This is a genomic window from Nocardia colli, assembly GCF_008704205.1.
GTDB classification, from domain to species: domain Bacteria; phylum Actinomycetota; class Actinomycetes; order Mycobacteriales; family Mycobacteriaceae; genus Nocardia; species Nocardia colli.
The window spans coordinates 981432-1005587 of record NZ_VXLC01000003.1 but is presented as its reverse complement, the minus strand read 5'-3'; the positions used below and the strand labels follow the sequence as shown (position 1 = coordinate 1005587).

The window sequence follows — 24156 nt, the reverse complement described above, 5'->3', positions numbered from 1 at the left end:
TGCTCATCGGGCCGGGTCCAGGACGACTTTGCTCACGCCGTCCGCGCGTTCGTCGAACAGCTGGTAGGCGTTCGCGCCGTCGGACATCGGGATCGGATGGGTGACAACGGCTTCCGGACGCAGCCGGCCCGCCGCGGTCAGCTTCAGCAGGGTCGGCAGCTCGTACTGGATCGAGCACAGCCCGATGTGGAATTCGAGCTCCTTGACCTGGGCCAGCGGCATGTGGAACGGATACGCGCGATTCTGGTTGACGCCGATCACGCTCACCCGGCCGCGATGCCCGACCGCGCTGATCGCCAGCTTGATGGTGGCATCCGCGCCGACCGCTTCGATCGCGACATCCGCGCCGCCGCCGAGCATTTCGCGGATGGCGAGCTTCGGGTCGTCCGCCTCGACCGGTTCGGCGCCGAGCTCGGCGGCCTGCTTGCGGCGTTCGGCGATCAGGTCGACGCCCAGCACGCGGGCCGCGCCCATCGCGAACGCCGACTGGATCGCCATCAGCCCGACCGGTCCGAGCCCGATCACCACCACGGTGTCGCCGGGCGCGATGCGCGCGCGGCGCGCGCCGTACCAGGCGGTCGGCGCGTTGTCGGTGAGCACGACCGCGGCCGCGTCGCTGACGCCCTCGGGCAGCCGCATCAGATTTCCCTCGGCGTGCGGGACCGCCAGCAACTGCGCCTGGCCGCCGGGCAGCGCCCCGCCGAGCCCGTAGCAGGCGTCGATCGCCAGGGGAGTGCGCTCGCAGGCCGCGACGATGCCGACCCGGCACTTCGCGCAACGATTACAACCGGCCGACGCGGACACCAGCACCCGGTCACCGATCGCGAGGCTACGCACCTCGGGGCCGAGTTCGACGATCTCGCCGACCGCCTCGTGCCCGACGCTGTAGCCGATCTTGTCGGTGAACCCGTGGCCGCCGTAGATGTGCAGGTCGCTGCCGCAGATGCCGCTCGCGGTGACCCGGATGATCGCGCTGTCCGGCGCGGTGAGGATCGGATCGGGCACGTCGGAGTACGAGATCTGCCGCGGGCCTTGGTAAGTCAGTGCTTTCACCGCCAGCCGCCGTCCAGTGCGAGGGTGGCGCCGGTGCAGAAGGCCGAGGCCTCCGTGGCGAAGAACAGTGCGGCGCCGACGATCTCGTGGGGTTCGCCGACCCGGTGCTGCGCGTTGAGCGAGCTGATCTGGGCGCGCATCTCGTCCGGCCAGGCCTTGGCGATGTCGGTGGCGAAGGCGCCGCACTGAATCGTGTTGACCCGCACCGCCGGTCCGAAACTCTGCGCGAGACCCGCGGTGAGCGTGTTCAATCCGGCCTTCGCCGCGGCGTAGGGCAGCGCGAACGGTGCGGGGCGGACCGCCTCGATCGAGGAGATGTTGATGATCGAACCCCCGCCGTCGGCCGCCATGCGGGTGCCGATCAGCGACGAAAGCCGGAACGGCCCTTTGAGATTCACGCCGATCACCTTGTCGAACAGGGCCTCCGACACCTGATCCAGGCTCGGGTAGAGCGGGGAGAGGCCCGCGTTGTTCACCAGCACGTCGACCCGGCCGAATTCGGCGTACACGGTCTCGACGAGCGCGTCACACTGTGCCCAGTCGCTGACATTGCAGGCGACCGGCAGCGCGCGCCGGCCGTGCGTGTTCTTCACCTCGTCCGCCAGCGCCACGCAATCGTCGAGCTTGCGGCTGGCGATCACCACGTCCGCGCCCGCCGCGGCGAACGCGAGCACCATCTCCTTGCCGAGTCCCCGGCTGCCGCCGGTGACCACGACGACCTTGTCCGTGAGCGACACACACACTCCCTGCAGATCGGAAAATGTTCCGATCAGTACATTAAATCCCCGCGCCGATAGAATCAAGGAGTTGTCCGGCCGACCGCCGACAAGGCACGACGCGCCGACTGATCGATCCCCTCACGATCGGCGCGCCGGAACATATCGGCGAGACGCCGCGTTTGACCCGCTACAGGGTGGTATCACTACCCACGGGTAACATGTATGCGTCTTTCCCACCCGGCTTTCTCAGAAGTGAGGCAGTAGATGACAGAGCGGATTCAGGTCGGCGGGCTTCAGGTGGCCAGCGTTCTCCACGAGTTCATCGAGAACGAGGCGCTCCCCGGAACCGGCGTAGATTCCGCCGCGTTCTGGGCCGGAGCCGAGCAGGTCATCAACGATCTCGCGCCGCGCAACCGCGCGTTGCTCGCCGAGCGCGACGAGATCCAGGGCAAGGTCGACGCGTGGCACGCCGAACATCCCGGCGCGAACTACGACAAGGCCGCCTACAAGAGCTTCCTCGGCGAAATCGGTTACCTCCGTCCGGAGCCCGCCGATTTCCAGATCGCCACCCAGAACGTGGACACCGAGATCGCCACCACCGCGGGCCCGCAGCTCGTGGTGCCGGTGATGAACGCGCGCTTCGCGATCAACGCCGCCAACGCGCGCTGGGGTTCGCTCTACGACGCGCTGTACGGCACCGATGCCATCTCCGAGGCGAACGGCGCGGAAAAGGGCAAGAGCTACAACAAGGTTCGCGGCGACAAGGTCATCGAGTGGGCGCGCAACTTCCTCGACGACTCCGCGACGCTGATCACCGGCTCGCACATCGGCTCGACCTCGTACAAGATCGTCGACGGTGAGCTCGAGGTCGGCCTGGAGGACGGCACCGAGATCGGCCTGGCCGATCCGTCGCAGCTCGTCGGCTACCTCGGCGATCCGGAATCGCCGACTTCCGTGCTGCTCAAGCACAACGGGCTGCACATCGAGATCCAGATCGACCCGTCCTCGCCGGTCGGCAGCACCGACACCGCCGGCGTCAAGGATCTGGTGCTGGAGTCCGCGATCACCACGATCATGGACTTCGAGGATTCGGTCGCCGCGGTGGACGCCGAGGACAAGGTCCTCTGCTACCACAACTGGCTCGGCCTGATGAAGGGCGATCTCACCGAGAAGGTGAGCAAGGGCGACAAGACCTTCACCCGCACCATGAACCCGGACCGCGTCTACACCGCGCTCGACGGCAGCGACCTTGTGCTGCACGGTCGTTCGCTGCTGTTCGTGCGCAACGTCGGTCACCTGATGACCAGCGACGCGATCCTCGACAAGGACGGCAACGAGATCCCCGAGGGCATCCTCGACGGCCTGGTCACCTCGCTCATCGCCACGCACGCCCTGCGCGGCGACACCGAGTTGAAGAACAGCCGCACCGGCTCGGTCTACATCGTGAAGCCGAAGATGCACGGCCCGGACGAGGTCGCGTTCACCAGCGAGCTGTTCGGCCGGATCGAGGACGTGCTCGGCGTGCCGCGCAACACGCTCAAGGTCGGCATCATGGACGAGGAGCGCCGCACCACGGTCAACCTCAAGGCCTGTATCCAGGCCGCCGCCGAGCGCGTCGTGTTCATCAACACCGGCTTCCTCGACCGCACCGGCGACGAGATCCACACCTCCATGGAGGCCGGGCCGATGGTCCGCAAGGCCGATATGAAGGCCCAGCAGTGGATCAAGTCCTACGAGGACTGGAACGTCGACACCGGCCTGGCCACCGGACTGCCCGGCAAGGCGCAGATCGGCAAGGGCATGTGGGCCATGCCGGACCTGATGGCCGACATGCTGGTGCAGAAGATCGGGCACCCGAAGGCCGGCGCGAACACCGCATGGGTGCCCTCGCCGACCGCCGCCACGCTGCACGCGACCCACTACCACCAGGTCAACGTGCTGGAGCGGCAGCAGGAAATCCTCAAGGGCGGCCGCCGCGCCACCGTCGACCAGATCCTGGAGATCCCGCTCGCCGCGGCGCCGAACTGGACCGCCGAGGAAAAGCAGCAGGAGCTCGACAACAGCGCGCAGTCCATCCTCGGCTACGTGGTGCGCTGGATCGACCAGGGCGTCGGCTGCTCCAAGGTGCCCGACATCGAGGACGTCGCACTCATGGAAGACCGTGCGACCCTGCGCATTTCGAGCCAGCTCGTGGCCAACTGGCTGCGCCACGGCATCGTCTCCGAAGACGAGGTGGTGGCCAGCCTGGAGCGGATGGCTCCGGTGGTTGACCGGCAGAACGCGGGCGACGCGAGCTACCGGCCGCTGGCCCCGGACTTCGCGGGCAGCATTGCGTTCCAGGCGGCGAAGGAGTTGATCCTGGAGGGTACGAAGCAGCCGAACGGTTACACGGAGCCGATTTTGCATCGGCGTCGGCGTGAGGCGAAGGCTGCCTGCAAGTAGAGTGCTGTTGATTGACTGAAAAGTAGTGTCTAGCAGCTCTTTTCAGCTCGAGGCCCCGCATCGGAGAGATCCGGCGCGGGGCCTCTTCTATTACTGGAGATCAGCTCGAATATCTGTCCGTCACGCGTAAAACGGTCACAGGGCGTGGGAGGCGGAGAACACGGCGGATGAAACCGAACCCTTTCTCGGGGTTGAACCATGCCACTACGCCGTGACGGCGGGCTATGCGGCGGAGGTGTCAGTAGGCGAGGGGGTAGTCGTCATCGGGTATCGGGATGATCAGAGATTGTTCGTAACGGTCGGCGAGGTCGGCGGTATCGAATGCGCCACCGAGGTGTTCGGTCGGCGGGGTGAGCGCCGTGGTATCCAGGCCGACGTCGGCTGCTCGGTCGGGGTTGGCCGGGATGAGTTGTTCGGCGTAGTCGGCCTCGTCGCGGGTGGGAATCGTGGTCATGGTCAACCTCCACACTTCTCACGGTTTCGGCCGCCGTCTGCGGCGTTCGGGAGTTGGGCGGGGGTGGGCCGAAAGGCGCGCGGCCCACCCCCGCGACGAAGGAAGAGTGATGTGACTTTCAACAGGTGCTGCGTGGGCGGCGTTCGCCGCCAACGCGTTTCATTCCATTGACTCGGATGTGGGCATCACCTCCCTCTACTCGGATCGATTCAGCTGTTCGGGATGGAACTCAGCGGGGCGGCGGGGGCCCGCGCTGGGTGGCCCGCCCGGTATCGGGCCGCCGGCCTCGCCATCGCTGGTAGTACTGCGATCGCCCCGGACGGATTCGTTTCCGGGGACCCGGCACCGGGACCGGTGTGCGCGGCGGTCTGGGCGCGGGCACCAGGGCTTCGCACAGGATCTGTTCGACCTCGGCGAACAACGGCTCCAGATCGAGAGAAGCGCCAGGCGGGGTCAGGCGTCGATAGCCTGGCGCTTGCCGTTGCGGTGTTCGATCTCGATTTTGCGGGGTTTGGCCTTCTCCGCGACCGGAATCGCCAGGCGCAGTACACCGTCGGTGTAGTCGGCGCGGATGTGGTCGGTATCGAGTCCCTCGCCGAGGAACAGCTGGCGGCTGAACACTCCGCGGGGGCGTTCCGCAGCGATCATCGATCGCTCTGAATCCAGCTGCGGACGGGTCGCTTTCACGGTCACCACATTGCGTTCGATGTCCAGATCCAGCGTCTTCGGATCGATCCCGGGCAGATCGAACTCCACCAGGAACTCGTCACCGTCACGCCAGGCGTCCATCGGCATCACCGTCGGCCGGGCTGCCGTGCCGAACACCTGTTGCGTGAAACGGTCCAGATCACGGAACGGATCGGTACGCATCAGCATGGTCGCCACCTCCAACACACTCCATTCTTTATCTGAGGGACCAGATAACCTGTGCCATCTGGCATAGATATTTTTTAGCACTCGCGACAGGTGAGTGCAAGTATCTGGATCCAAAAAGTCTGGCCGGATGGTGAAGGCGAACACCGGCAGTTCCGAATCGTCGCCGGTAAGTTGGCTACTGTGCGATTGCGATCCCTGCTCACCCTGGCTGACCTGGGCTTGGAACTCCTTGTCGGCGAGGAAGATCAGGACCGCTTCGTGCGCTGGGTGGTCACGACGGATCTGCTCGATCCCCGTCGTTACCTGTCCGGGGGTGAGCTGGTGCTCACCGGGTTGCATTGGCGGCAGCATCCTGCCGACAGCGAATCGTTCGTGTCGGCGCTGGCCGACGCGGGAGTGGCGGGCCTGGTCGCGGGCCAGGCTCGGTACGGCGGAGTGCCGCAGGACGTCGTCGACGCCTGCAGGCGCCACCGGATACCGCTGTTCCGGCTGCCGGTCACCGTCGGTTTCGCGATCGTGACCGAATACATCAACCGCATGTTCGCCACTGGGCGCGCCACGGATCTGCGCGCGGCGTTGCGGCACAACCGCGAATTGGCGGCCGGCGACGGGCTCGGCTCGGTGCTGACGTTGATCGAACGCGACTTCGGTCTGCGCTGCTGGGTGATGTCGTCGACCGGTCGTCTGGTGGCCGGCTCGACGCCGCCGCCCACCCGGGCGGTCAGCGCCTTTCTCGAGGCGGAGCACCTGCCCGTGGTGCTGCGCGATGCCGAGATGCCGTGCAGTGTCTTCGCGGTCGATGAGCGCCGCGTCGTCCGGGCGGGGGACTGGCTGCTGGTCTTCGCGGCCGACTGCACCGAATGGCCCGCGGAGCGGGTCGCGATGGTCACCGATCTGGCCGCAGTCGTTGCGCTGGAACATGCCCGTGCCGACGATGAGCAGCGCGCGGAGGTGCGGCTCGCGCAGGAGCTCGTCGAGCAGATCGTGTCCGGGGCCGAACCCACGGACCTCCTGGTGCGCCTGGATCTGACCGGTCTCGCGTCCGCCGCGGCGTATATCGCGGTGGCGGCGGTGATCGACGCGGATATGTTGCGCCCGAACGAATTACGCGCGCTGCTGCGCGAGATCCTGCACGGCGGCGGGCCGGCGGTCGCGCTGGTGGGCGGCCACGCGATCGCAGTGCTGCCCGCGCACCCGGAGGCCGTCGAGAACATCACTCGGATGGTCGCGGTTTTGGCGCCCGGATTGCACGGTAGTCGGCTCGCGGTCGGCGTCAGTGGCGTCGTCGACCGCACCGGGCTGCGGGTAGCGGTCGAACAAGCCCGCTCGGCGTGCCGGCTGGCGGCCGGCCGCGGCGGGCGGGACAGCGTCGTCGGATATGACGAGCTGACCGCCCGGACGCTGCTACTGGCCGGGGTCCCCGAAGACGTACGCCTGATATTCCAGACCCGCCTGCTGCACCCGCTGCGCACCTACGATCGGCTGCACCGGGCCGACCTCGTGCACACCCTGGAAAAGTTCATCGAGGTCTCCTGCGCCTGGACCAGATGCGCTGAGCTGCTGCACATCCACGTCAACACGTTACGCAGCCGCATCCAGCGCATCGAAGACCTGACCGGTCGCGACCTGTCCCGCCTCGAAGACCGAGCGAGTTTCTTTCTGGCGCTCGCGCTGCGGTAGCCGGTCCGGGCCGGCCGCCGGTCACGACGCCTTGGCCGGATCCAACGCGATATCGCTCGGACGCACGGGAATCCGAGGCAGGTCCAGTCCCGTGGCGTTGCGCAACGCGTTCAGGATGGCGGGCGTGGCGGAAAGCGTGGGTGGTTCGCCCACTCCGTTGAGTCCGTACGGTGAATCCGGGTGCGCGAACTCGAACAGCGTGATCGGCATCGGCGGCACATCGAGAATGGTCGGGATCAGGTAGTCGGTGAACGACGGGTTGCGTACCTTCCCTTCGTGATCCACCAGGATCTCTTCCATCAGTGCCAAGCCGAGGCCCTGCGCGCTGCCGCCCTCGATCTGACCTTCGACGGCCATCGGGTTCATCGCCTTGCCCACGTCCTGGGCCACGGCGAGTTCGACGACCTTCACCAGTCCGAGATCGACATCGACGTCGACCACGGCGCGGTGCGCGCAGAACGCGAACGCGATGTGCGCGTCACCTTGGCCGCGCTCCGGGTCGATGCCCTGGGTCGGCCGGTGGTGATACTCGAAGACCCGTTCCAAGGTGTCCGTTCCGACCAGATCGGCGATCGGGACCACCGATTCATTGGTCACGGCGTCGGCGATCGCATTGTCCCGAAGGACGAGCGCGGCGGCGCTTCGACCGGTCGCTGCCGCGGCCCGGCGCACGAGCTCCCGCGCGAGTTGCCGGCACGCGCCCTGCACGGCGCCGCTCGACATCCAGGTCATCCGGGACGCGGACGCCGAACCGGCGTCGCCGATCTGGGTGTCGGCAGGCAGCACCACCACTCGGGTGACGCCAAGCTCGGTGGTCGCGATCTGCGACTGCACGGTCGTGATGCCCTGTCCGCATTCGGCCGCGGCGGTATGGATCGACACCACCGGTTCCCCGGCCGTGACGGAAAGCATCACCCGGGCCGTGGAAATGTCGTCGACACCGCCCGAATAGCCGATTGCCTTGACCCCCACCGCATAGCCGATTCCCCGCCGCAGGCCTTCGCCGTGCGTGGTGTTGCCGACCCCGCCCGGCAGCATGCGCAGGTCGTGGCTCGACTGCGCCGCCGGCAGCGGTCTAGCGCGCAGCGCCTCGAGCAGTTCCCGGACCGGGGCAGGCCCGTCGACCGCCTGGCCGGTCGGTAGTACGGTCCCGGTGGTCATCGCGTTCTTCAGCCGCAACTCGAGCGGATCCATCCCGAGTTCGCGGGCGAGCTTGTCCATGTTGGACTCGCAACCGTATGCCGACTGCACCGCGCCGAAACCGCGCATCGCCCCACACGGCGGATTGTTGCTGTAGACGGCCAGCCCATCGATCTCCGCGTGCTCGACCGCGTACGCCCCCGCCACGAAGTAGGAGGCGTTCGCGATCACGACCGGGGAGGTCGAGGTGTAGGCCCCGCCGTCGAGCACCAGCCGTGCCTTGACGTAGACGAGCCGGCCGTCCCGGGTGGCGCCGTGCTCGTAGCGCATCTTCGCGGGATGCCGATGAACATGGCCGAAGAACGATTCGTAGCGGTTGTACGCCATCTTCACCGGCTTGCCGAGGTGTAGCGCCAGCATGCAGGCATGGACGTGCACCGACAGATCCTCGCGGCCACCGAAGGCGCCGCCCACCCCCGCCATGGTCAGCCGGACTTTATCCGGCGGTAGCGCGAGACAGGGAGCGAGCTGTTCGAGATCCTTGTGCAGCCATTGCGAGGAGACGTACAGATCCACTCCGCCATCGGCGGCCGGAACGGCGAGACCCGATTCGGGGCCGAGGAAGGCTTGATCCTGCATCCCCACCTCGTAGTCGCCGACGACCACGACCTCTGCTCGTGCGCGCGCCTTGTCCATATCGCCGTGGCGGATCTTGACGTGCCGCACCAGATTCGACCCATCGTGAATGGACCGGGTCTGCGGATCGAGGGCCCGCTCGGCATCGGTGACCGGTTCCATCAGGTCATAGTCGACCGTCACCAATTCGGCGGCCCGCCGGGCGGTTTCGGGGTGGTCCGCGGCCACCAGCGCCACCGGTTCGCCCTGGTACCGGACCTGGTCGATGGCCAGCACGGGCTGGTCGGCGACCTTCATCCCGTAGGTCTTCGCGCCGGGGACATCCTCGTGGGTCAGGACCGCGTGCACGCCGTCGACCGCCAACGCCTTGCTGACATCGATCGATCGGATGCGCGCCGCCGCGTACGGACTGCGCACGGTGGTGGCCCAGACCATGCCGTCGATCCACAGATCCGACGAATACGCGAATTCGCCGGTCACCTTGAGCGCCCCGTCCGGCCGCAACGCGCTGCTGCCGACACCCTTTCCCTCGTGCGTCCGGGCGGCACGCACCATCGCTGTCATCGGGACCACCGGGCCTGCGGGGTGCCTGGTGGTCGGGTTCGACCTGTGCCGGTTGCTCTGCTCATGAGCTGACTCCTTGAATGTGAGGTCGTGAGAATTGCATGTAATATGACGGGCACTTGCCGGAAAGGGAGATGTGCCGCCATGTCCGAGTCGCCAGCACAGGAGAGCAACGCGTCCGGCGAACTTCTCACCGATCGCACTTACGAGGCCCTCAAGGCCGCGATTCTCCGTAATCAACTGACGCCGGGAACGGCGCTCAGCGTGCCCGAACTCGCCCGCCAGCTCGAGGTGAGTCGCACTCCCGTGCGCGAGGCGGTACAGCGTTTGATCTATGAAGGTCTGGCCGACCATGTGTCGCGCCGGGGCGCCGAGGTCAGCAAGGTCGATATCGCTGACCTGCGGCAACTGTATGTAGTGCGGGAGAACCTGGAAGGCTTGTCCGCGCGGCTGGCGACCGAGAACCTCGACCAGGGCGGTGTGGCCACGTTGCGCGAGATCGTGGCCGAACACGAACGCGTCCTCGGCAGCGGCGCGGATAACGCCGCACATATCGAACTGGATATCCGGTTTCACCGCACCTTGCGCGACATCGCCGCGAACGCCCACCTGACGGCAGCACTGGAACCGATCGCCGGGCGGTCGCACCTCGCACTGCATTCCCTGTGGCGCAGTAAGGACGCTCCCCGGCTCGCCTTGGACGAACACATCCAGATCGTCGACGCGATGGTCGCCGGCGATCCGGAGTTCGCCGAAACCGTTGCGCGGCGCCACATTTCCCGGCTTCGAGTGCGGCTGTCCCAGGCGACGACCCGCGACGACCGGTCCGGCGGCACCTCGCGCCGGCGGAACTTCTCGCTGCTCGTCGGTGACGACGGGTCACCGGATCCGGAGGGGCGCGCACACCGTCGCACGCGCCCCGCCGAGACCCCGCGCTAGCGTCTACTTCGCGGCATCCAACGCCGCTTCCTCGGCCCAGGCCGAAGGGGTGTAGCCGCTGTAGTGATCTGCGTGTGAATTGGTGGCCGAGGCCTGCGGGACCTCGCCGCGCAGATACGCCTCGGCCTCGGCCTTGTCCTTGGGGGGCGGCGTCGGGGCCAGCCCGAGCAGTTTCGCCATATTGTTGCCCAGGTAACCCTCGAGGTCGTCCTCGGACAAACTCAGCCCCTGGGGCGGCTCGTGGCACAGGACCTCGAGCTCGCGCGCCCACATCCCCGGCTCGTTCGGCGGTGAGTCGGTGCCGAAAACCATTTTGCTCTTCTTCATCTCCTTCGCGAATTCCACGATCCGCGATTGGAGCAACCAGCCGGATTCGCCGATGACGTTCGTCGAATCCTGGATCATCCAGAATGCCTCGAAACAGTAGACGCCACCGGTTTGGATGCCGAAATGCCCGAGGATGAAGTTCACCCCGGGAAATTCCCGGATGATCGGATAGAACTGGGTCGGAATCGAATACGGGCCGTCGCCGGTGTGGATGAGCACCGTGACGCCGAGCTCATCGCAGACCCGCAGGGCGGGACGCAGCCAATCCAGCGCCCGATCCGGGCGGTACGAGTGCATGTTGGCATGGAGCTTCATCATCTTGTAGCCGTGTTCCCGCACATGGAATGCCAATTCGGCGGCGCCGTTCTCCGGTCCGAAGCGCGGGTTGTAGATGAAGTTTCCGACGAACCGGTCCGGATAGTTCTGCACCAGCGAAGTGATATAGGCCTGGTAATCCCGGATGCCCTCGCGGCCGCTGCGATTTCCCTCACGCCAGGCCGTATTTCCGGGTGGCGGCATGATGCAACTGACGTCTACCCGGCGCGGCTTGCCATTGATCCACAATGGGCCGTCCATCATGGCGAGAGTGCGCTCACCGGTGAATGGTTCACCGGTATGACGCCACGCCTCGTCGACGAGATTTGTCGGATGGACGTGCGTATCGATGATCATCGTGGCTCTCCTTGATCAGGTCGGGATGAGATCCCCGGCCGCGAGATACCGCACCTACGGGCCGCTTCATGGACGCGGCGGCGAGCCGGCCCGACGCCGACTCGATGGCACCGAGTTCAGCACAAGGCCCCCGAATGTGTCAACAGATTGCATGTAATATTCGATCGCTTAATTTTCATGTTTCCGCAGTTCAGGTGGGTTATCATTCCGCGCCGCGTAACCAGGCTGCGACGAAATCAAGGGTTGACAGCAGAGTGCGTGCCAGGTTTACATGTATTTGCGATGGTCCTAGCGGCCAAGTCGCACTGCCGGTGACCTCCCGATCCTGGGTTAAACCGTTCGGCGATCGCCAGGGTTCTGCCCTGGCCGGGAGTCATCTCCCTTCGCTCACGGATTTGAGGCGGCTCGGCCGCCTGGGAAAGGCAGAGGCGGCCATGGCACCTCCATCCCCCAAACGCTGCGATCTTCTGCTCACCGGCGCAACGGTGATCACCGTCGACGACGCCCGCAACGTCCACCTACCCGGCGCGGTCGCCGTCTCCGGTTCGCGGATCGTCGCGGTCGGCCCCGCGTCCGAACTCGCCGACTGGCGTGCGGACACCGTCATCGACTGCGGCGGCCGGGCCGTGTTGCCCGGCTTCGTCGACGGCCACAACCATCTGTCCCAGGCGCTGGCCCGCGGGCTGGGCGAGGGCATGTCGATCGTGCCCTGGCTGTGTGAGTTCATGTGGCCCTACTCGATCGAGATGACCCGCGAGGACGCGGTCGCGGCGGCCCGCCTCGGCGCGGTCGAGGCGCTGCGCGCCGGCACCACCACCGTCATCGACAACCATTACGCGCCAAGCGATGCGGCCACCACGCTCGCAGTCGCCGACGTCATCGAGGACGCCGGTCTGCGCGGTGCGGTCGCCAGGGGAGTGATCGGCGAGCGCACCGCGATCGCGGCCCGGCGCGGCCAGCCGTCGGGATTGTTCCGATACAGCAACGCCGACGAACTCGCGATCACTCGCGAAGTGATGCAGCATCGCCCGCGCGGCTCGAAGGTCGAAGTGTGGCCCGCGCCCCTGAACCTCACCTATGTGGATCAGGAGGTGGTGCGCGGTTGCGTCGAACTCGCCGCGGAGTTCGACACTCGATGGCATACCCATTGTTGCGAGAGCAGCGGTGACCCAACGAGTTACGTCGAGGAGTACGGGCTACGGCCGGTGCAATGGCTGGACAAGGAGGGTCTGCTCGACCACCGGGCGACCCTGGCCCACGCCATCTGGCTCGACGAGCACGAAATCGAACAGGTCGGCGCCGCCGGCGCCGGGGTCGCGCACAATCCGGCCTCGAATGCCTATCTCGCCTCGGGCACAATCCGGCTGGGCGAACTCCGAAAGTACGGCGCCACAGTCGCTCTCGGCAGCGACGGGCCCAGCTGCGGGCACCGGCAAGACCTGTTCGAGGCGATGAAGCTGTCGATCTTCGCGCAGCGGCTGGCCACCCTGGACCCTACCGCCGCGCGCGCCGAAGACGCGCTCGTCCTCGCCACCCGCGCGGGCGCGCAGTACGCCGGTATCGACGCCGGCGTGCTCGAACCGGGCCGGCTCGCCGACATCATCGTCGTCGACCTCGACCGGCCGCATCTGCGCCCGCTGCACCGCGCGGTGAGCTCGCTGGTCTACGCGGCGCGCGGCTCGGACGTCGAGACCACGATCGTCGGCGGGCGAATCGTCTACGACAAGGGCCGGTGCCTGCTGGTCGACGAAGCAGCGGCGATGGCACAGGCGCAATACCGGGCCGAACGACTCGTCGCCCGCGCGGGCATGACGGCACTGCGCATGCCGTGGGGCCGGGAGCAGTCATGAAATTCCGCGCCCGTAGTGCTACCGCAGGGTCGAGAGACCCCGTCGACACGGTCCCGCCACTGCGCCACCTGGTTCCACTCGCTGTGCAGCACGTGATCGTCGCCTACTCGGGCATGGTCACGCTACCGCTGGTCATCGGATTGGGCATCGGCCTGTCCCCGGCCCAGATCACCACGCTGGTCACCGCGAACGTCTTCGTCAGCGGCCTGGCCACCTTGCTGCAGACCCTCGGCCTGTTCAATGTCGGCGTCAAGCTGCCCATCGTCATGGGCTCCACCTTCACCGGTATCGCGCCGGCCATTATCGTGGGCACGAGCGCCGGTCTGCCCGCGGTCTTCGGCGCGACCATCGTGGTCGGCGTGCTCACCTGGGTGATCGCGCCCTGGTTCGCCGAACTGACCCGGTTCTTCCCGCCCATCGTGACCGGCACGACCATCGCGATCATCGGCTTCTCGCTGGTGCCGAAGACGGCGACCCTGATCGCCGGATCCGCGACGGCGGCCGGCCACGGCGGAGCCAAACGATTGCTGCTCGCCCTGGGCACCATCGTGCTGGTGGTGCTCCTCGAGCGAGTCGCTCGTCCTACCATCGGCCGCTTCGCCATTCTCATCGCGCTGGTCGTCGGGACCTCGGTGGCCTGGCCGCTCGGGCTGACCGACTTTTCCGCGACCGCCGACGCACCGATATTCGGTGTGGTACAACCATTTTCGTTCGGTACGCCGACCTTCGTGCTCGCCGCGATTCTGCCGATGCTCGTCGTGCAGGTGGTCAACATGGTGGAGTCGACGGGCGATACGCTGGCCACCGGCGTGGTGGTGGGGCGCGCGGTCGGCCCACCCGATATCGCTCGCGCACTGCGCGCGGACGGTGTGGGTACGGCGATCGCGGGGATATTCAGCAGCTTCACCTTCGTGACGTTCGGCGGGAACGTCGGACTGGTCAGCATCACCCGGGTCATGAGCCGTTATGTCGTGGCGACCGCAGGGGCGATCCTGGTGATCATCGGCCTGATGCCCAAGCTCGGGGCGGTGGTCGCCTCCTTGCCGGGGCCGGTACTCGGCGGGATCGGGATGGTCATGTTCGGCACCGTCGGCGCGATCGGCATCAAGTTCATGATGGCGGCGGACTTCACCCGACCGCGAAACCATCTGATTGTGGCTATCGCTTTCGGATTCGGACTCATGCCGGTCGGAAATCCGGACTTCTACGCGCACTTGCCCGGCCCGCTGCAGACCGTGCTCACCAGCGGCATCGCCGCCGGCGGCATCGCCGCGTTCCTGCTGAATCTGCTGCTCAACGGGATCCCGCGGGACCAGCTCGACCATACGGAGCTCGACGACGCGCAACCCGGCCACGCCGAGGCGAGCCGACCGGACCCGGATCGTGCCGAGGCAGGCCACCCGGTCAGCACCGCGGAGAACGGTTCGGCCCCAGGCGAACCCGCACCCGATGCTCAGCCCACCAGTCGGGAACTGTCATGACAGCGGAACACTCGCCCGAACCGGTCGAAGCGTCCCCGGTCGACGAGCGGCTGCCGTTCACGTCGATGGTGCTCTTGGCGCTGCAGCACGCGCTGGTCATGTACGCGGGCGTCATCGTGGTCCCGATCGTGGTCGGCACGGCCCTGGGCCTGTCCGCCGCGGAGATCGCCGACCTGGTCAGCACCGACCTCGTGCTCGCCGGCGTCGGCACCTTGCTGCAAGCGCTGGGGCTGTGGAAATTCGGCATCCGGATGCCGCTGGTGGTCGGTGCGGCATCCAGCGGCATCGTGCCGATGGTGCTGATCGGCCAGGACCAGGGACTTCCGACCGTCTACGGCTCACTGCTGGTCGCCGGCGTGATCTGGGTGCTGGTCGCCCCTTACTTCAGCAAGCTGCTGAGCCTGTTTCCCGCGGTGGTGACCGGCACGGTCATCGCACTCATCGGCCTGACGCTCATCCCGGTCGGAGTACGGCTCATCGCGGGGTCCGATCCCGGCGATCCCGATTACGGCCGGCTGAGCCATCTCGCGCTCGCGGGTTTCACCATGGCTTCGATGGTGGTGTTCCGGCGACTGTTCCGTGGCATCGCCGGGCAGCTGTCCATTCTCTTGGCACTGGTCGCCGGGGCGATCGTCGGATGGTCGACCGGTGTGGGCAGCCTCGCCCACACCGGCGCGGGGCCGATCGTGGGAATGATGAGCCCGATGCACTTCGGCGCCTTGCAATTCCATCTTCCGTCGATCCTGCTCTTTCTCGTCATCGTCTTCGTGTTGATGGTCGAAGGCGCGGGACAAGGACTGGCCGTCGGCGAGGTGGTGGGCAAGCCGGTCGGGCCGGACGACATCGCCCGACTGCTCCGCGTCGACGGCCTCATGACGGCATCGAGCGGTGTGTTCAATGGCTTCGTCTACACCACCTTCGGCCAGAACATCGGCCTCATCGCGCTGACCCGGGTGCGGAGCCGGTATCCGGTGGCGCTCGTCGGGGTGCTGCTGCTGGTGCTGGGCATTGTTCAGCCCGTCGGGCGGGTGGCGGCCGCGATCCCGGAACCGGTGATCGGGGCGGCCGCGGTGGTCACTTTCGGGGCGTTGACCGTCTCCGGCATCCGGATTCTGTCGCGGGTGGATTTCGATCGGTCCAGCAACCTGATGCTCGTCATGCTGTCGCTGGGCATCGGTGTGATTCCCGCGTACGCGCCGCGCTTCTATCAGCAACTGCCCACCATGGCCGAGGTGTTCTTCAAAAGCGGCGTCGCCACCGGCACCGTGCTGGCGGTCGTGCTCAATCTCGTCTTCCACGCCCGTCGCCGCGATCGCGACGCCACGCGTAGGCCGGCCGATTAGGCCCTCGCACATGCCATTCCACAGCCAGCCCGCCCACAGAGAGACCGTCATGACCGACGAATACCCAGACGGTGCCGGCCCGCCCGGCAGGCCGCGCCTGATCATCGGAGTCACCGGCGCCAGCGCACCGCACCTGGCCGTCCACCTGCTCACCGCCCTCGCCCGGTTGCACACGGTGCAGACCCACCTGGTGGTTTCCCGCGCGGCGCACCGCACTCTCGACCTCGAGGCCGGCCTGCGCGCCGACGATCTGGCCGGGCTCGCGGACGTCTATCACCAACGCGGGGATATCGCGGCGGCCATCGCTTCCGGATCCTTCCTCACCATGGGCATGGTCGTGGTGCCTTGCTCGATGAAGACGCTGGCCGGTATCGCGCACGGCTACTCCGATGATCTGCTCACCCGAGCCGCCGACGTCTGTCTCAAGGAGCGCCGACGCCTGGTGCTGGTCACCCGCGAGACACCGCTGAGCCTCGTGCACCTGCGCAATATGACGGCCGTGACCGAAGCCGGGGCGATCGTGCTGCCCCCAGTGCCCGCGTTCTATCAGCGGCCGGCGTCCATCGAGGACCTGCTCGCGCACGTGAGCGGCAAAATCCTCGACCAATTCGGCCTCGAACACGACCTGTATCGCCGTTGGCACGGAGCGGGATCCGCCACCCAGTTGACCGCAGGGGCCGTCCGATGACGTATTCCGAGCTGTCCCCACGACAGGACCCGCACGCCTTTGTCGAGCAATACCTCGCGGCACACCCCGAGGACGTACTGTCCGTCGACGACGCGATCTCGGCGGATCAGGGCGTCACCGGCTTGATCTACGCCCTCGCCGCCCGGGGCCGGGACGAAATGCTGTTGTGCCGCAAGGTGAATGGCGTCTCCGTGCCCGTGGTGAGCAACGTGTTCGCCTCGCGCCGCCGGATCGCGCGCCTGCTCGAGGTGGGACCGGAGAGTCTGCACCAGGCGTTCGCGGCGCGGGCGGCCCGGCCGCTGCCCCTGCGGCACGTCGATTCGGGGCCGATCCTCGAGGTCGTGCACACCGGCGCGGACGTCGACCTGGCGACGGTGCCGATGCTGCGGCACTTCGCCTCGGACCGGGCGCCCTATATCACCAGCGGCATCATCGTCGCGGCGGATCCCGATACCGGTACCGGAAACCTGAGCTATCACCGCTCGATGGTCCACTCGCCCAACGAATTAGCGACCAGTCTGCATTCACGGGGAGACCTGTGGCGGATCCTGGCGCGCTACGCGGACCGGGGGGAGCCGATGCCGGTCGCTATGGTGATCGGCGGCCATCCGTTGTTCATGCTCGCCGCGTCCGCGCGGGTCGGCTACGAGGTCGACGAACGCTCGATCGCCGGTGGCCTGCTGGGTGAGCCACTCGAGGTCGTACCGACTCCGGAGCACGGCATCGCGGTGCCTGCCTGGTCGGATTTCGTGTTGGAGGGCACGATCGACCCCGGCGCGCACGCAGCGGAGGGCCCGTTCGGTGAATTCTCCGGCTACTCCTCGAATCGGTCCACCAACAACCTGATTCGGGTCACCTCGATCATGCGCCGGCGGAACCCGATCCTGTTCGACGTCGAAGGCGGCAACACCGCAGAGCACCTCAACCTGGCCAGAATTCCACGCGAGTCGGAGATGGCGGAGAAGCTCAAAGCGCGGTTCCCGGATGTGACCGCTGTGCACTACCCGACGTCCGGAACCCATTTCCACTGCTATGTAGCACTGCGGCAACGCAGGCCGGGACAAGCCCGGCAGGTCATGCTCGGTTTGCTCGGCTGGGATCCGTACGTCAAAACAGTCGTCGCCGTCGACAGCGATATCGACCTCACTGATGACGCGGCGGTGCTGTGGGCGCTGGCGACCCACTTCCAGCCGCACCGCGACATCCTGCTCGCCGACGGACTTCCCGGATCACCCCTGGATCCATCCTCGACCAGCGACGGGATCACATCCCGCATGGGGCTCGACGCGACGCGCGGCCCGGACTTCGACGGCAAGCGGATCGAAATCTCGGCGGACGCGCTGGCCCATGCGCGACTGATTCTCGCACCGAGCACACCAACCGGAGGAATTCATGCCTGACAATGCCAAAATCCCGGTAACCGTCCTGACCGGATTTCTCGGTTCGGGGAAGACCACCCTGGTCAATCACATCCTGACGGCCAACCACGGCCATCGAATCGCAGTCATCGAGAACGAATTCGGCGAGATCCCCATCGACAACGATCTCGTCCTGAACGCGGACGAGAAGATCATCGAGATGAGCAATGGCTGCTGCCTGTGCTGCACCGCGCGCACCGACCTGATCGAGATCCTGCATTCACTCCTGGCGCGCAGCGACCGTTTCGATCGCATTCTCATCGAGACCAGTGGGCTGGCCGATCCCAATCCGGTCGCCCAGACCTTCTTCGTGGACGAGGAGATCGCGCGGCACTTCGCCCTCGACGCGATCGTCACGCTGGTGGACGCCAAGCATGTGCGTGCGCATCTCGCGGAGGTCGATCACCACGGCGTCGGCTCTCAGGTCTTCGATCAGATCGCCTTCGCGGACCGGATCGTGATCAATAAGGTCGACCTGGTCGATGCCGAATCCGTTCTTGCGGTGCAGGATTCGGTTCGGGCGATCAACGCCACCGCGGACATCATCACCTCCGAGTATGCCGCGGTCGATCTTGCCGATGTGCTGGGTATCGGCGCGTTCGACATGGCCCGCACCATGGCCGGCGATCCGCACTGGCTCGACGAGGATACCCACCAGCACGACCCGGACCTGACCTCGGTCGGCGTCGAACTCGACGGCCGGATCGATCCGCACGCGCTGGAGTCCTGGCTCGCTACCCATCTCGCCGAACGGGGCGAGGACGTGTACCGCATCAAGGGGCTGTTCGCGGTCGAGGACGACACCCGCAGGTTCATCCTGCAGGGCATCCACACCTCCTTCGAGATCCGGCCGTCGGCTCCGTGTGAGGGCGAAAACCACACCGGCAAAGTCGTTTTCATCGGCCGTGACCTCGATCGCGCCGAACTCACCCGCGGTCTGCGATCCTGCCTCGCGTCGTAATGGGCGCGGCCTCGCCCGCCACAGAAGGGAAGGCGGCCTGACGCGCAGTGCGCCTTGCCTGGGCCCGGCCGGCATCTGCTGGTCGGGCCCGCGGCGTCTGCCGCTCAGTGGCGGTGCTTGTCAAAGGTCAAGAGCAGGTCTGCCGCGACGCTCACCGCGATCGTGGCCGGTTCCTTGCCGGTGATCTCGGTCAGACCGATCGGCGTCGTGATCCGGTCGATAGTAGTGTTGTCGTGACCGCCTTCGGTTGCCAAGCGCTGCCGGAACCGCGCCCATTTGGCAGCCGATCCGATCAGGCCGATCGAGCCGAGACCCGTTACGCGCAAAGCGGCGTCGCACAGCGCGGCGTCCTCGGCGTGATCATGGGTCATGATCAGGATGTGCGTTCCGGGCGGTAATTCCGCGAGTACTTCCTCCGGCAGCAGCGGCGTGTGGTGCACGTGGATCTGTGCCACCGCATCCCCGAGCACGCGGAGCCGTTCGGTGGTGAGTACATCGGGGCGGGTATCGATCAGATGCAGATCGAGGTCGTGGCGGGCCAGGACGCGTGCCAGTTCCAGCCCGACGTGCCCGATCCCGAAGATCGCCACGGCGGGGCCCACCGGCAGTGGTTCGAGCAGTACGGTGACCGCTCCGCCGCAGCACTGCACGCCGTGACGGTTGGTGACCTTGTCGTTCAACGCGAATTCCAGCAGTTCCGGCTCCGCATCGGGCAGGTTCATCAGCTCGCGGGCCCGATCGATCGCGACGGCCTCGATATTGCCCCCGCCGATCGATCCCCACGTCTCGGTCTGTCCCACAACGAGTTTGGCACCGGCCCGGCGGGGCGCGTGCCCACGGACGGTCGCGACGGTCACCAGCCCGCCGGGTTCGCGGCGGGCCCGCAATCGCGCGACCGCGGCGATCCAGGTCGAGTCAGACACTGCTGAAAGTGCTTGCGCTGATGGTGCTCTGGCTGACGTCGTGGTCTCGGCTGCCGCTCCTGGCTGTTTCGATGGCCCAGTACACCGCCTCCGGTGTGGCGGGAGAGGCAAGCTCCAGGCTGATCCCGGCGGGTCCGAAGGCCGCGGCGGCCTCCCGCAACGCTTCTCGCACCGAGAACGCCAGCATCAACGGTGGTTCGCCGACCGCCTTGGACCCGTACACCGCACCCTCCTCGGTGGCGTTCGCCAGCAGCGTCACGTGGAAAACCTCGGGCATCTCCGAGAAGCTCGGCAGCTTGTAGGTGCTTGCCGCCTGCGTCAGCAGCCGACCGCGGCCGGGCCCGTCGCTGGTGTCCCACCGCGGGTCCTCCAGGGTCAACCAACCTGCGCCCTGCACGAATCCGCCCTCGACCTGGCCGATGTCGATCAGCGGCGAGAGGCTGTCGCCGACATCGTGCACGATGTCCACTCGCCGGATGCGGTAGGCGCCGGTGAAGCCGTCCACCTCCACCTCGGACGCGGCGGTGCCGTAGGCGAAGTACTTGAACGGGGTGCCGCGGAACGCCTGCGCATCCCAGTGCAGTCCTTCGGTGCGGTAGAAACCGGCCGCGGACAATTGAACTCGCTGCATGTACGCGGTGTGCACGAGCCGGTCCCAGTCCAGCTCGCGGTCACTGCCGAGCGAACGCGCGACGCCGTCGACGATGCGGATATCGGCCGCGCCCGCACCCAGTTGTCTGGCGGCCACCTGCAACAACCTCGTCCGGAGCTGCTCGCAGGCGTTCTTCACGGCAGCGCCGTTGAGATCGGCGCCCGAGCTCGCCGCGGTGGCCGATGTGTTGGGCACTTTATCGGTCCGAGTCGGCGCCAAGCGAACTCTGTGCAACGGTATGCCGAGGGTAGTCGCGGCGACCTGGAGCATTTTGGTGTGCAGACCCTGGCCCATCTCGGTGCCACCGTGGTTGATCAGCACCGAACCGTCCTTGTAGATCAGGACGAGGGCGCCGCCCTGGTTGAAGGCGGTGAGGTTGAACGAAATCCCGAACTTGACCCCGGTGATCGCCAAGGCGCGTTTGGTGTGCGGGTGTGCGGCATTGAATACCGCGATCTCCCGGCGGCGTTCGGCGATGTCGCCCCGCTCGTGCACCTCCTGCCAGGTCCGCGAGATCCGGTCGGCGTCGAGCACCTCCTGCCCATAGGGCGTGTGCTGACCCGGCCGGTAGAAGTTGCGCTCCCGCAACTCGGTCGGGTCCAGGCCGAGCAGTGGTGCGCACCGGCCCAGGATGTCTTCGATGACGAGCATCCCCTGCGGGCCGCCGAAGCCACGGAAAGCGGTGTTGGACACCTTGTTGGTCTTCGCGATGCGACCGGCGATCCGCGCGTTGGGGATCCAGTAGATGTTGTCGATGTGGCACAGGGCGCGGGCCAGCACCGGTTCGGACAGATCCAGGCTCCAGCCGCCGTCCGCGGTCAAGGTCGCGTCCAATGCGCGCAGCCGCCCGTCGGCATCGAACCCGACCCGCCACCGGGCATGGAACCCGTGCCGCTTGCCGGACATCGTCATATCCTGAGTCCGATTGAGCCGCACGCGAACCGGCCGCCCCGTCCGGAGGGCGCCGAGCGCCGCGACCGCCGCGAATCCGTGCGGCTGCATCTCCTTGCCGCCGAAGCCGCCACCCATCCGCAGGCACTGCACGGTCACCTCGTGGCTGTGCAGGCCGAGCACGTGCGCGACGATTTCCTGGGTCTCCGAGGGGTGCTGGGTACTGCTCTGCACGAACAGTTGCCCGCTCTCGTCGACGTGCGCGAGTGCGGCGTGCGTCTCGAGATAGAAGTGCTCCTGATCGGCGAATTGGAATTCGCCGCTGAACACGTGCGCCGCTTCGGCGAAGCCGGTGTCGATGTCGCCACAGTGCACCGTCGGCTGGGCGCCGTGAAAACTCTCGGCCGCAATGGCCTCGGTCAGCGTGATCAGTGCGGGTTGCTCGTCCAGTTCGACGGTGACGGCAGCCGCACCCGAGCGGGCGGACTCCAGGGTCTCGCCGAGCACCCAGCACACCGCGTGGCCGTAGAACATGACCCGGTCCGGGAACAGCGGCTCGTCGTGTTTCATCCCGGCGTCGTTGACGCCGGGTACATCGGCGGCGGTGAGCACCCGCACCACGCCCGGCACGGCCAGCGCGGCCTCGGTGTGCAGTGCGGTGATCCGTCCGTGCGCGTGCATGACCTGCACCGGGTAGGCGTGCAACGCGTCCTTGGTGCGATGTACCAGATCGTCGGTGTACAGCGCGGCGCCGGTGACATGCAGAGACGCGCTCTCGTGCGGCATCGGGACACCGACGACCGGGTTGGCCGGTCGCTGCGACAGCTGACTCATCACTCGACCTCGCTTGTGCTCTGTGCGTACAGCTTTCGCAGGCTCTGACCGAGCATGGCGGAGCGGTATTCGGCGCTGGCACGATGATCGTCCAGCGGCGTACCTTCCGAACGCAGTGTCCGGGTGGCGGTTTCGACAGTCTCCGCCGACCAGGGCCGGCCCGTGAGCGCGGCTTCGGTCGCCCGGGCACGGATCGCAGTGGCGGCGACGCCACCCAGGCCGATGCGCGCCGCCCGGACCATCCCGTCCTCGATGTCCAAGGCGAAAGCCACTGCCACGCTGGAGATGTCGTCGAAGCGACGTTTGGCGATCTTGTGGAACGCCACCATCGGCGCCAGCGGCAACGGGATGCGCACGGCGCGGATCAGCTCGTCCGGCCTGCGTATCGTGCGCCGGTAGCCGGTGAAATAGCCGGCGAGGTCGACCTCGCGCTCACCGTCGGCATCGGCGAGCACCAGCGATGCGCCGAGCGCGAGCAGCGCGGGCGGACCGTCGCCGATGGGCGAGCCGGTACCCAGGTTGCCGCCGAGCGTCGCGCCATTGCGGATGAGCCGGGAGGCGAACTGCGGGAACAACTCCGTGAGCAGCGGTACCCGGCCGTCGAGGCGTTGTTCGATCTCGGTGAGCGACAGGGCGGCCCCGATATCGATGCTGTTCGGTTCCACGCGCAGACCCCGCAATTCAGGGAGGCGATCGATCGCGATCACGTAATCCGCCCGCCGGGCCCGGATATTCACCTCCACGCCCCAGTCTGTGCAACCCGCGACGGGCACCGCGTCGGGCCGATCCCGCAACAACCGCGCTGCTTCGCGCAGGGTTTCCGGCCTCCGGAACGTGCGGCCGTTCGTGGTGTATTCGGTGGCAACCGGTTCGGGCGGGGACAGCGCGCGCCGGCTGGCGAGCGGATCGTCGGCGTGCGGTGTGCCGACGGCGTATGCCGCGTCCCGGATCGGGCGATATCCGGTGCAGCGGCACAGGTTTCCGCTCAGTGCGTGCAGGTCGAAGCCATTGGGGCCGTGCTCGGCGGAGTAGGTATCCGGCTCGGCGCCTGCCGGATCCGCGGGAGTGCGGCGGTCGGGACGGTAGTATTCGGCGGCCATGCTGCACACGAATCCCGGTGTGCAGTAACCACATTGCGAGCCACCCCGCACCGCCATCTCCTGTTGCACCGGATGCAGCGCGGCGGCCGTCCCCGGTGCGCCGGCGACGCCGAGTCCTTCGGCGGTGACGATCTCCTGACCATCGAAGGCGGCCGCCGGGACCAAACAGGAGTTGATCGCGACCCAATCAGTGGGTTGCCGGGTGCCCGGGCGGGCGACCATGATCGAACACGCGCCGCATTCCCCTTCGGCGCAGCCTTCCTTGGTTCCGGTGAGGCCGCTTTCTCGCAGGAAATCCAGGACGGTCGTGTGGGGTGCCGCCGGTGCGATCGGTATTGCCTTTCCATTGACCGTGATTCGCGCCGCTACCATGACACGTGATCATTTCGGTGGTCGGTGGATGTGATTACCCAACTCGCCATTTCTACAGCTTTCTACTTCGATAGCGCAGCCCGGAGAAGCCGGCGCGCAATCAGCACGGGTCGACGTGCTGCGGGTGCTGACAGATCGGAA

The 24156-nt window shown here is 67.0% G+C and carries 18 protein-coding genes; 9 read left to right on the top strand and 9 right to left on the bottom strand.

What is annotated here, in order from left to right; translation table 11 throughout:
- Positions 1–3: 3 nt before the first annotated feature.
- On the bottom strand, positions 4–1053 hold the full coding sequence (locus F3087_RS11380) for a zinc-binding dehydrogenase (protein ID WP_150401785.1): 1050 nt from the start codon (positions 1051–1053) through the stop codon (positions 4–6).
- Complete coding sequence (locus F3087_RS11375) at positions 1050–1790, bottom strand: SDR family NAD(P)-dependent oxidoreductase (RefSeq protein WP_150401784.1); 741 nt, start codon at positions 1788–1790, stop codon at positions 1050–1052. The genes F3087_RS11380 and F3087_RS11375 overlap by 4 nt, the downstream gene beginning before the upstream one ends.
- Positions 1791–2036: 246 nt before the next feature.
- On the opposite strand from F3087_RS11375, the gene F3087_RS11370 reads away from it, so the two are divergent.
- Entirely contained in the window at positions 2037–4214 is a 2178-nt protein-coding gene (locus tag F3087_RS11370; protein WP_150401783.1) for a malate synthase G, read from the top strand.
- A 238-nt stretch (positions 4215–4452) separates the two neighbouring features.
- On the opposite strand, the gene F3087_RS11360 is transcribed toward F3087_RS11370, so the two are convergent.
- On the bottom strand, positions 4453–4668 hold the full coding sequence (locus tag F3087_RS11360) for a hypothetical protein (protein ID WP_150401782.1): 216 nt from the start codon (positions 4666–4668) through the stop codon (positions 4453–4455).
- Positions 4669–5121: 453 nt separating this feature from the next.
- Positions 5122–5544: an Hsp20/alpha crystallin family protein gene (locus F3087_RS11355; RefSeq protein WP_150401965.1), complete on the bottom strand. Its 423-nt coding sequence runs from the start codon at positions 5542–5544 to the stop codon at positions 5122–5124.
- 180 nt (positions 5545–5724) lie between these two features.
- Here F3087_RS11355 and F3087_RS11350 point away from each other — a divergent pair, with 180 nt between their 5' ends.
- Positions 5725–7224: a PucR family transcriptional regulator gene (locus F3087_RS11350; protein ID WP_150401781.1), complete on the top strand. Its 1500-nt coding sequence runs from the start codon at positions 5725–5727 to the stop codon at positions 7222–7224.
- Positions 7225–7245: 21 nt separating this feature from the next.
- Here F3087_RS11350 and pucD read toward each other — a convergent pair whose 3' ends face one another.
- Positions 7246–9564 (bottom strand): xanthine dehydrogenase subunit D, encoded by a 2319-nt coding sequence (pucD, locus tag F3087_RS11345; RefSeq protein ID WP_150401780.1) that lies wholly within the window; start codon positions 9562–9564, stop codon positions 7246–7248.
- Positions 9565–9708: 144 nt separating this feature from the next.
- On the opposite strand from pucD, the gene F3087_RS11340 reads away from it, so the two are divergent.
- Positions 9709–10503: a GntR family transcriptional regulator gene (locus F3087_RS11340; RefSeq protein ID WP_191093902.1), complete on the top strand. Its 795-nt coding sequence runs from the start codon at positions 9709–9711 to the stop codon at positions 10501–10503.
- Between the two features lie 3 nt (positions 10504–10506).
- On the opposite strand, the gene F3087_RS11335 is transcribed toward F3087_RS11340, so the two are convergent.
- Positions 10507–11502 carry an amidohydrolase family protein gene (locus F3087_RS11335; RefSeq protein WP_150401778.1) on the bottom strand — a complete coding sequence of 332 codons (996 nt, stop codon included), beginning with the start codon at positions 11500–11502 and terminating at the stop codon, positions 10507–10509.
- Positions 11503–11936: 434 nt separating this feature from the next.
- Between F3087_RS11335 and F3087_RS11330 the strand changes: the two genes are divergently transcribed.
- Genes F3087_RS11330 through F3087_RS11305 form a run of 6 tightly spaced genes read left to right on the top strand, consistent with a single transcriptional unit; the run spans position 11937 to position 19243 of the window.
- Positions 11937–13352 carry an amidohydrolase family protein gene (locus tag F3087_RS11330; RefSeq protein WP_150401777.1) on the top strand — a complete coding sequence of 472 codons (1416 nt, stop codon included), beginning with the start codon at positions 11937–11939 and terminating at the stop codon, positions 13350–13352.
- Positions 13349–14833: a uracil-xanthine permease family protein gene (locus tag F3087_RS11325; RefSeq protein WP_150401776.1), complete on the top strand. Its 1485-nt coding sequence runs from the start codon at positions 13349–13351 to the stop codon at positions 14831–14833. The genes F3087_RS11330 and F3087_RS11325 overlap by 4 nt, the downstream gene beginning before the upstream one ends.
- Positions 14830–16176: a nucleobase:cation symporter-2 family protein gene (locus F3087_RS11320; protein WP_150401775.1), complete on the top strand. Its 1347-nt coding sequence runs from the start codon at positions 14830–14832 to the stop codon at positions 16174–16176. The genes F3087_RS11325 and F3087_RS11320 overlap by 4 nt, the downstream gene beginning before the upstream one ends.
- A gap of 49 nt (positions 16177–16225) precedes the next feature.
- Entirely contained in the window at positions 16226–16864 is a 639-nt protein-coding gene (locus tag F3087_RS11315; protein WP_150401774.1) for a UbiX family flavin prenyltransferase, read from the top strand.
- Positions 16861–18264 carry a UbiD family decarboxylase gene (locus F3087_RS11310; protein ID WP_150401773.1) on the top strand — a complete coding sequence of 468 codons (1404 nt, stop codon included), beginning with the start codon at positions 16861–16863 and terminating at the stop codon, positions 18262–18264. The genes F3087_RS11315 and F3087_RS11310 overlap by 4 nt, the downstream gene beginning before the upstream one ends.
- Positions 18257–19243 (top strand): CobW family GTP-binding protein, encoded by a 987-nt coding sequence (locus F3087_RS11305; protein ID WP_150401772.1) that lies wholly within the window; start codon positions 18257–18259, stop codon positions 19241–19243. The genes F3087_RS11310 and F3087_RS11305 overlap by 8 nt, the downstream gene beginning before the upstream one ends.
- Before the next feature lie 104 nt (positions 19244–19347).
- On the opposite strand, the gene xdhC is transcribed toward F3087_RS11305, so the two are convergent.
- Genes xdhC through F3087_RS11290 form a run of 3 tightly spaced genes read right to left on the bottom strand, consistent with a single transcriptional unit; the run spans position 19348 to position 24015 of the window.
- Positions 19348–20166, bottom strand: a complete 819-nt coding sequence (xdhC, locus tag F3087_RS11300) for a xanthine dehydrogenase accessory protein XdhC (RefSeq protein WP_150401771.1) — start codon at positions 20164–20166, stop codon at positions 19348–19350.
- The gene (gene xdhB / locus F3087_RS11295; RefSeq protein WP_150401770.1) at positions 20159–22543 is read right to left on the bottom strand and encodes a xanthine dehydrogenase molybdopterin binding subunit; all 2385 of its coding nucleotides are present in this window, start codon (positions 22541–22543) and stop codon (positions 20159–20161) included. Before xdhB ends, xdhC begins: the two co-directional genes overlap by 8 nt.
- Positions 22543–24015, bottom strand: a complete 1473-nt coding sequence (locus tag F3087_RS11290; RefSeq protein ID WP_150401769.1) for a xanthine dehydrogenase small subunit — start codon at positions 24013–24015, stop codon at positions 22543–22545. Before F3087_RS11290 ends, xdhB begins: the two co-directional genes overlap by 1 nt.
- Between the last annotated feature and the right edge of the window lie 141 nt (positions 24016–24156).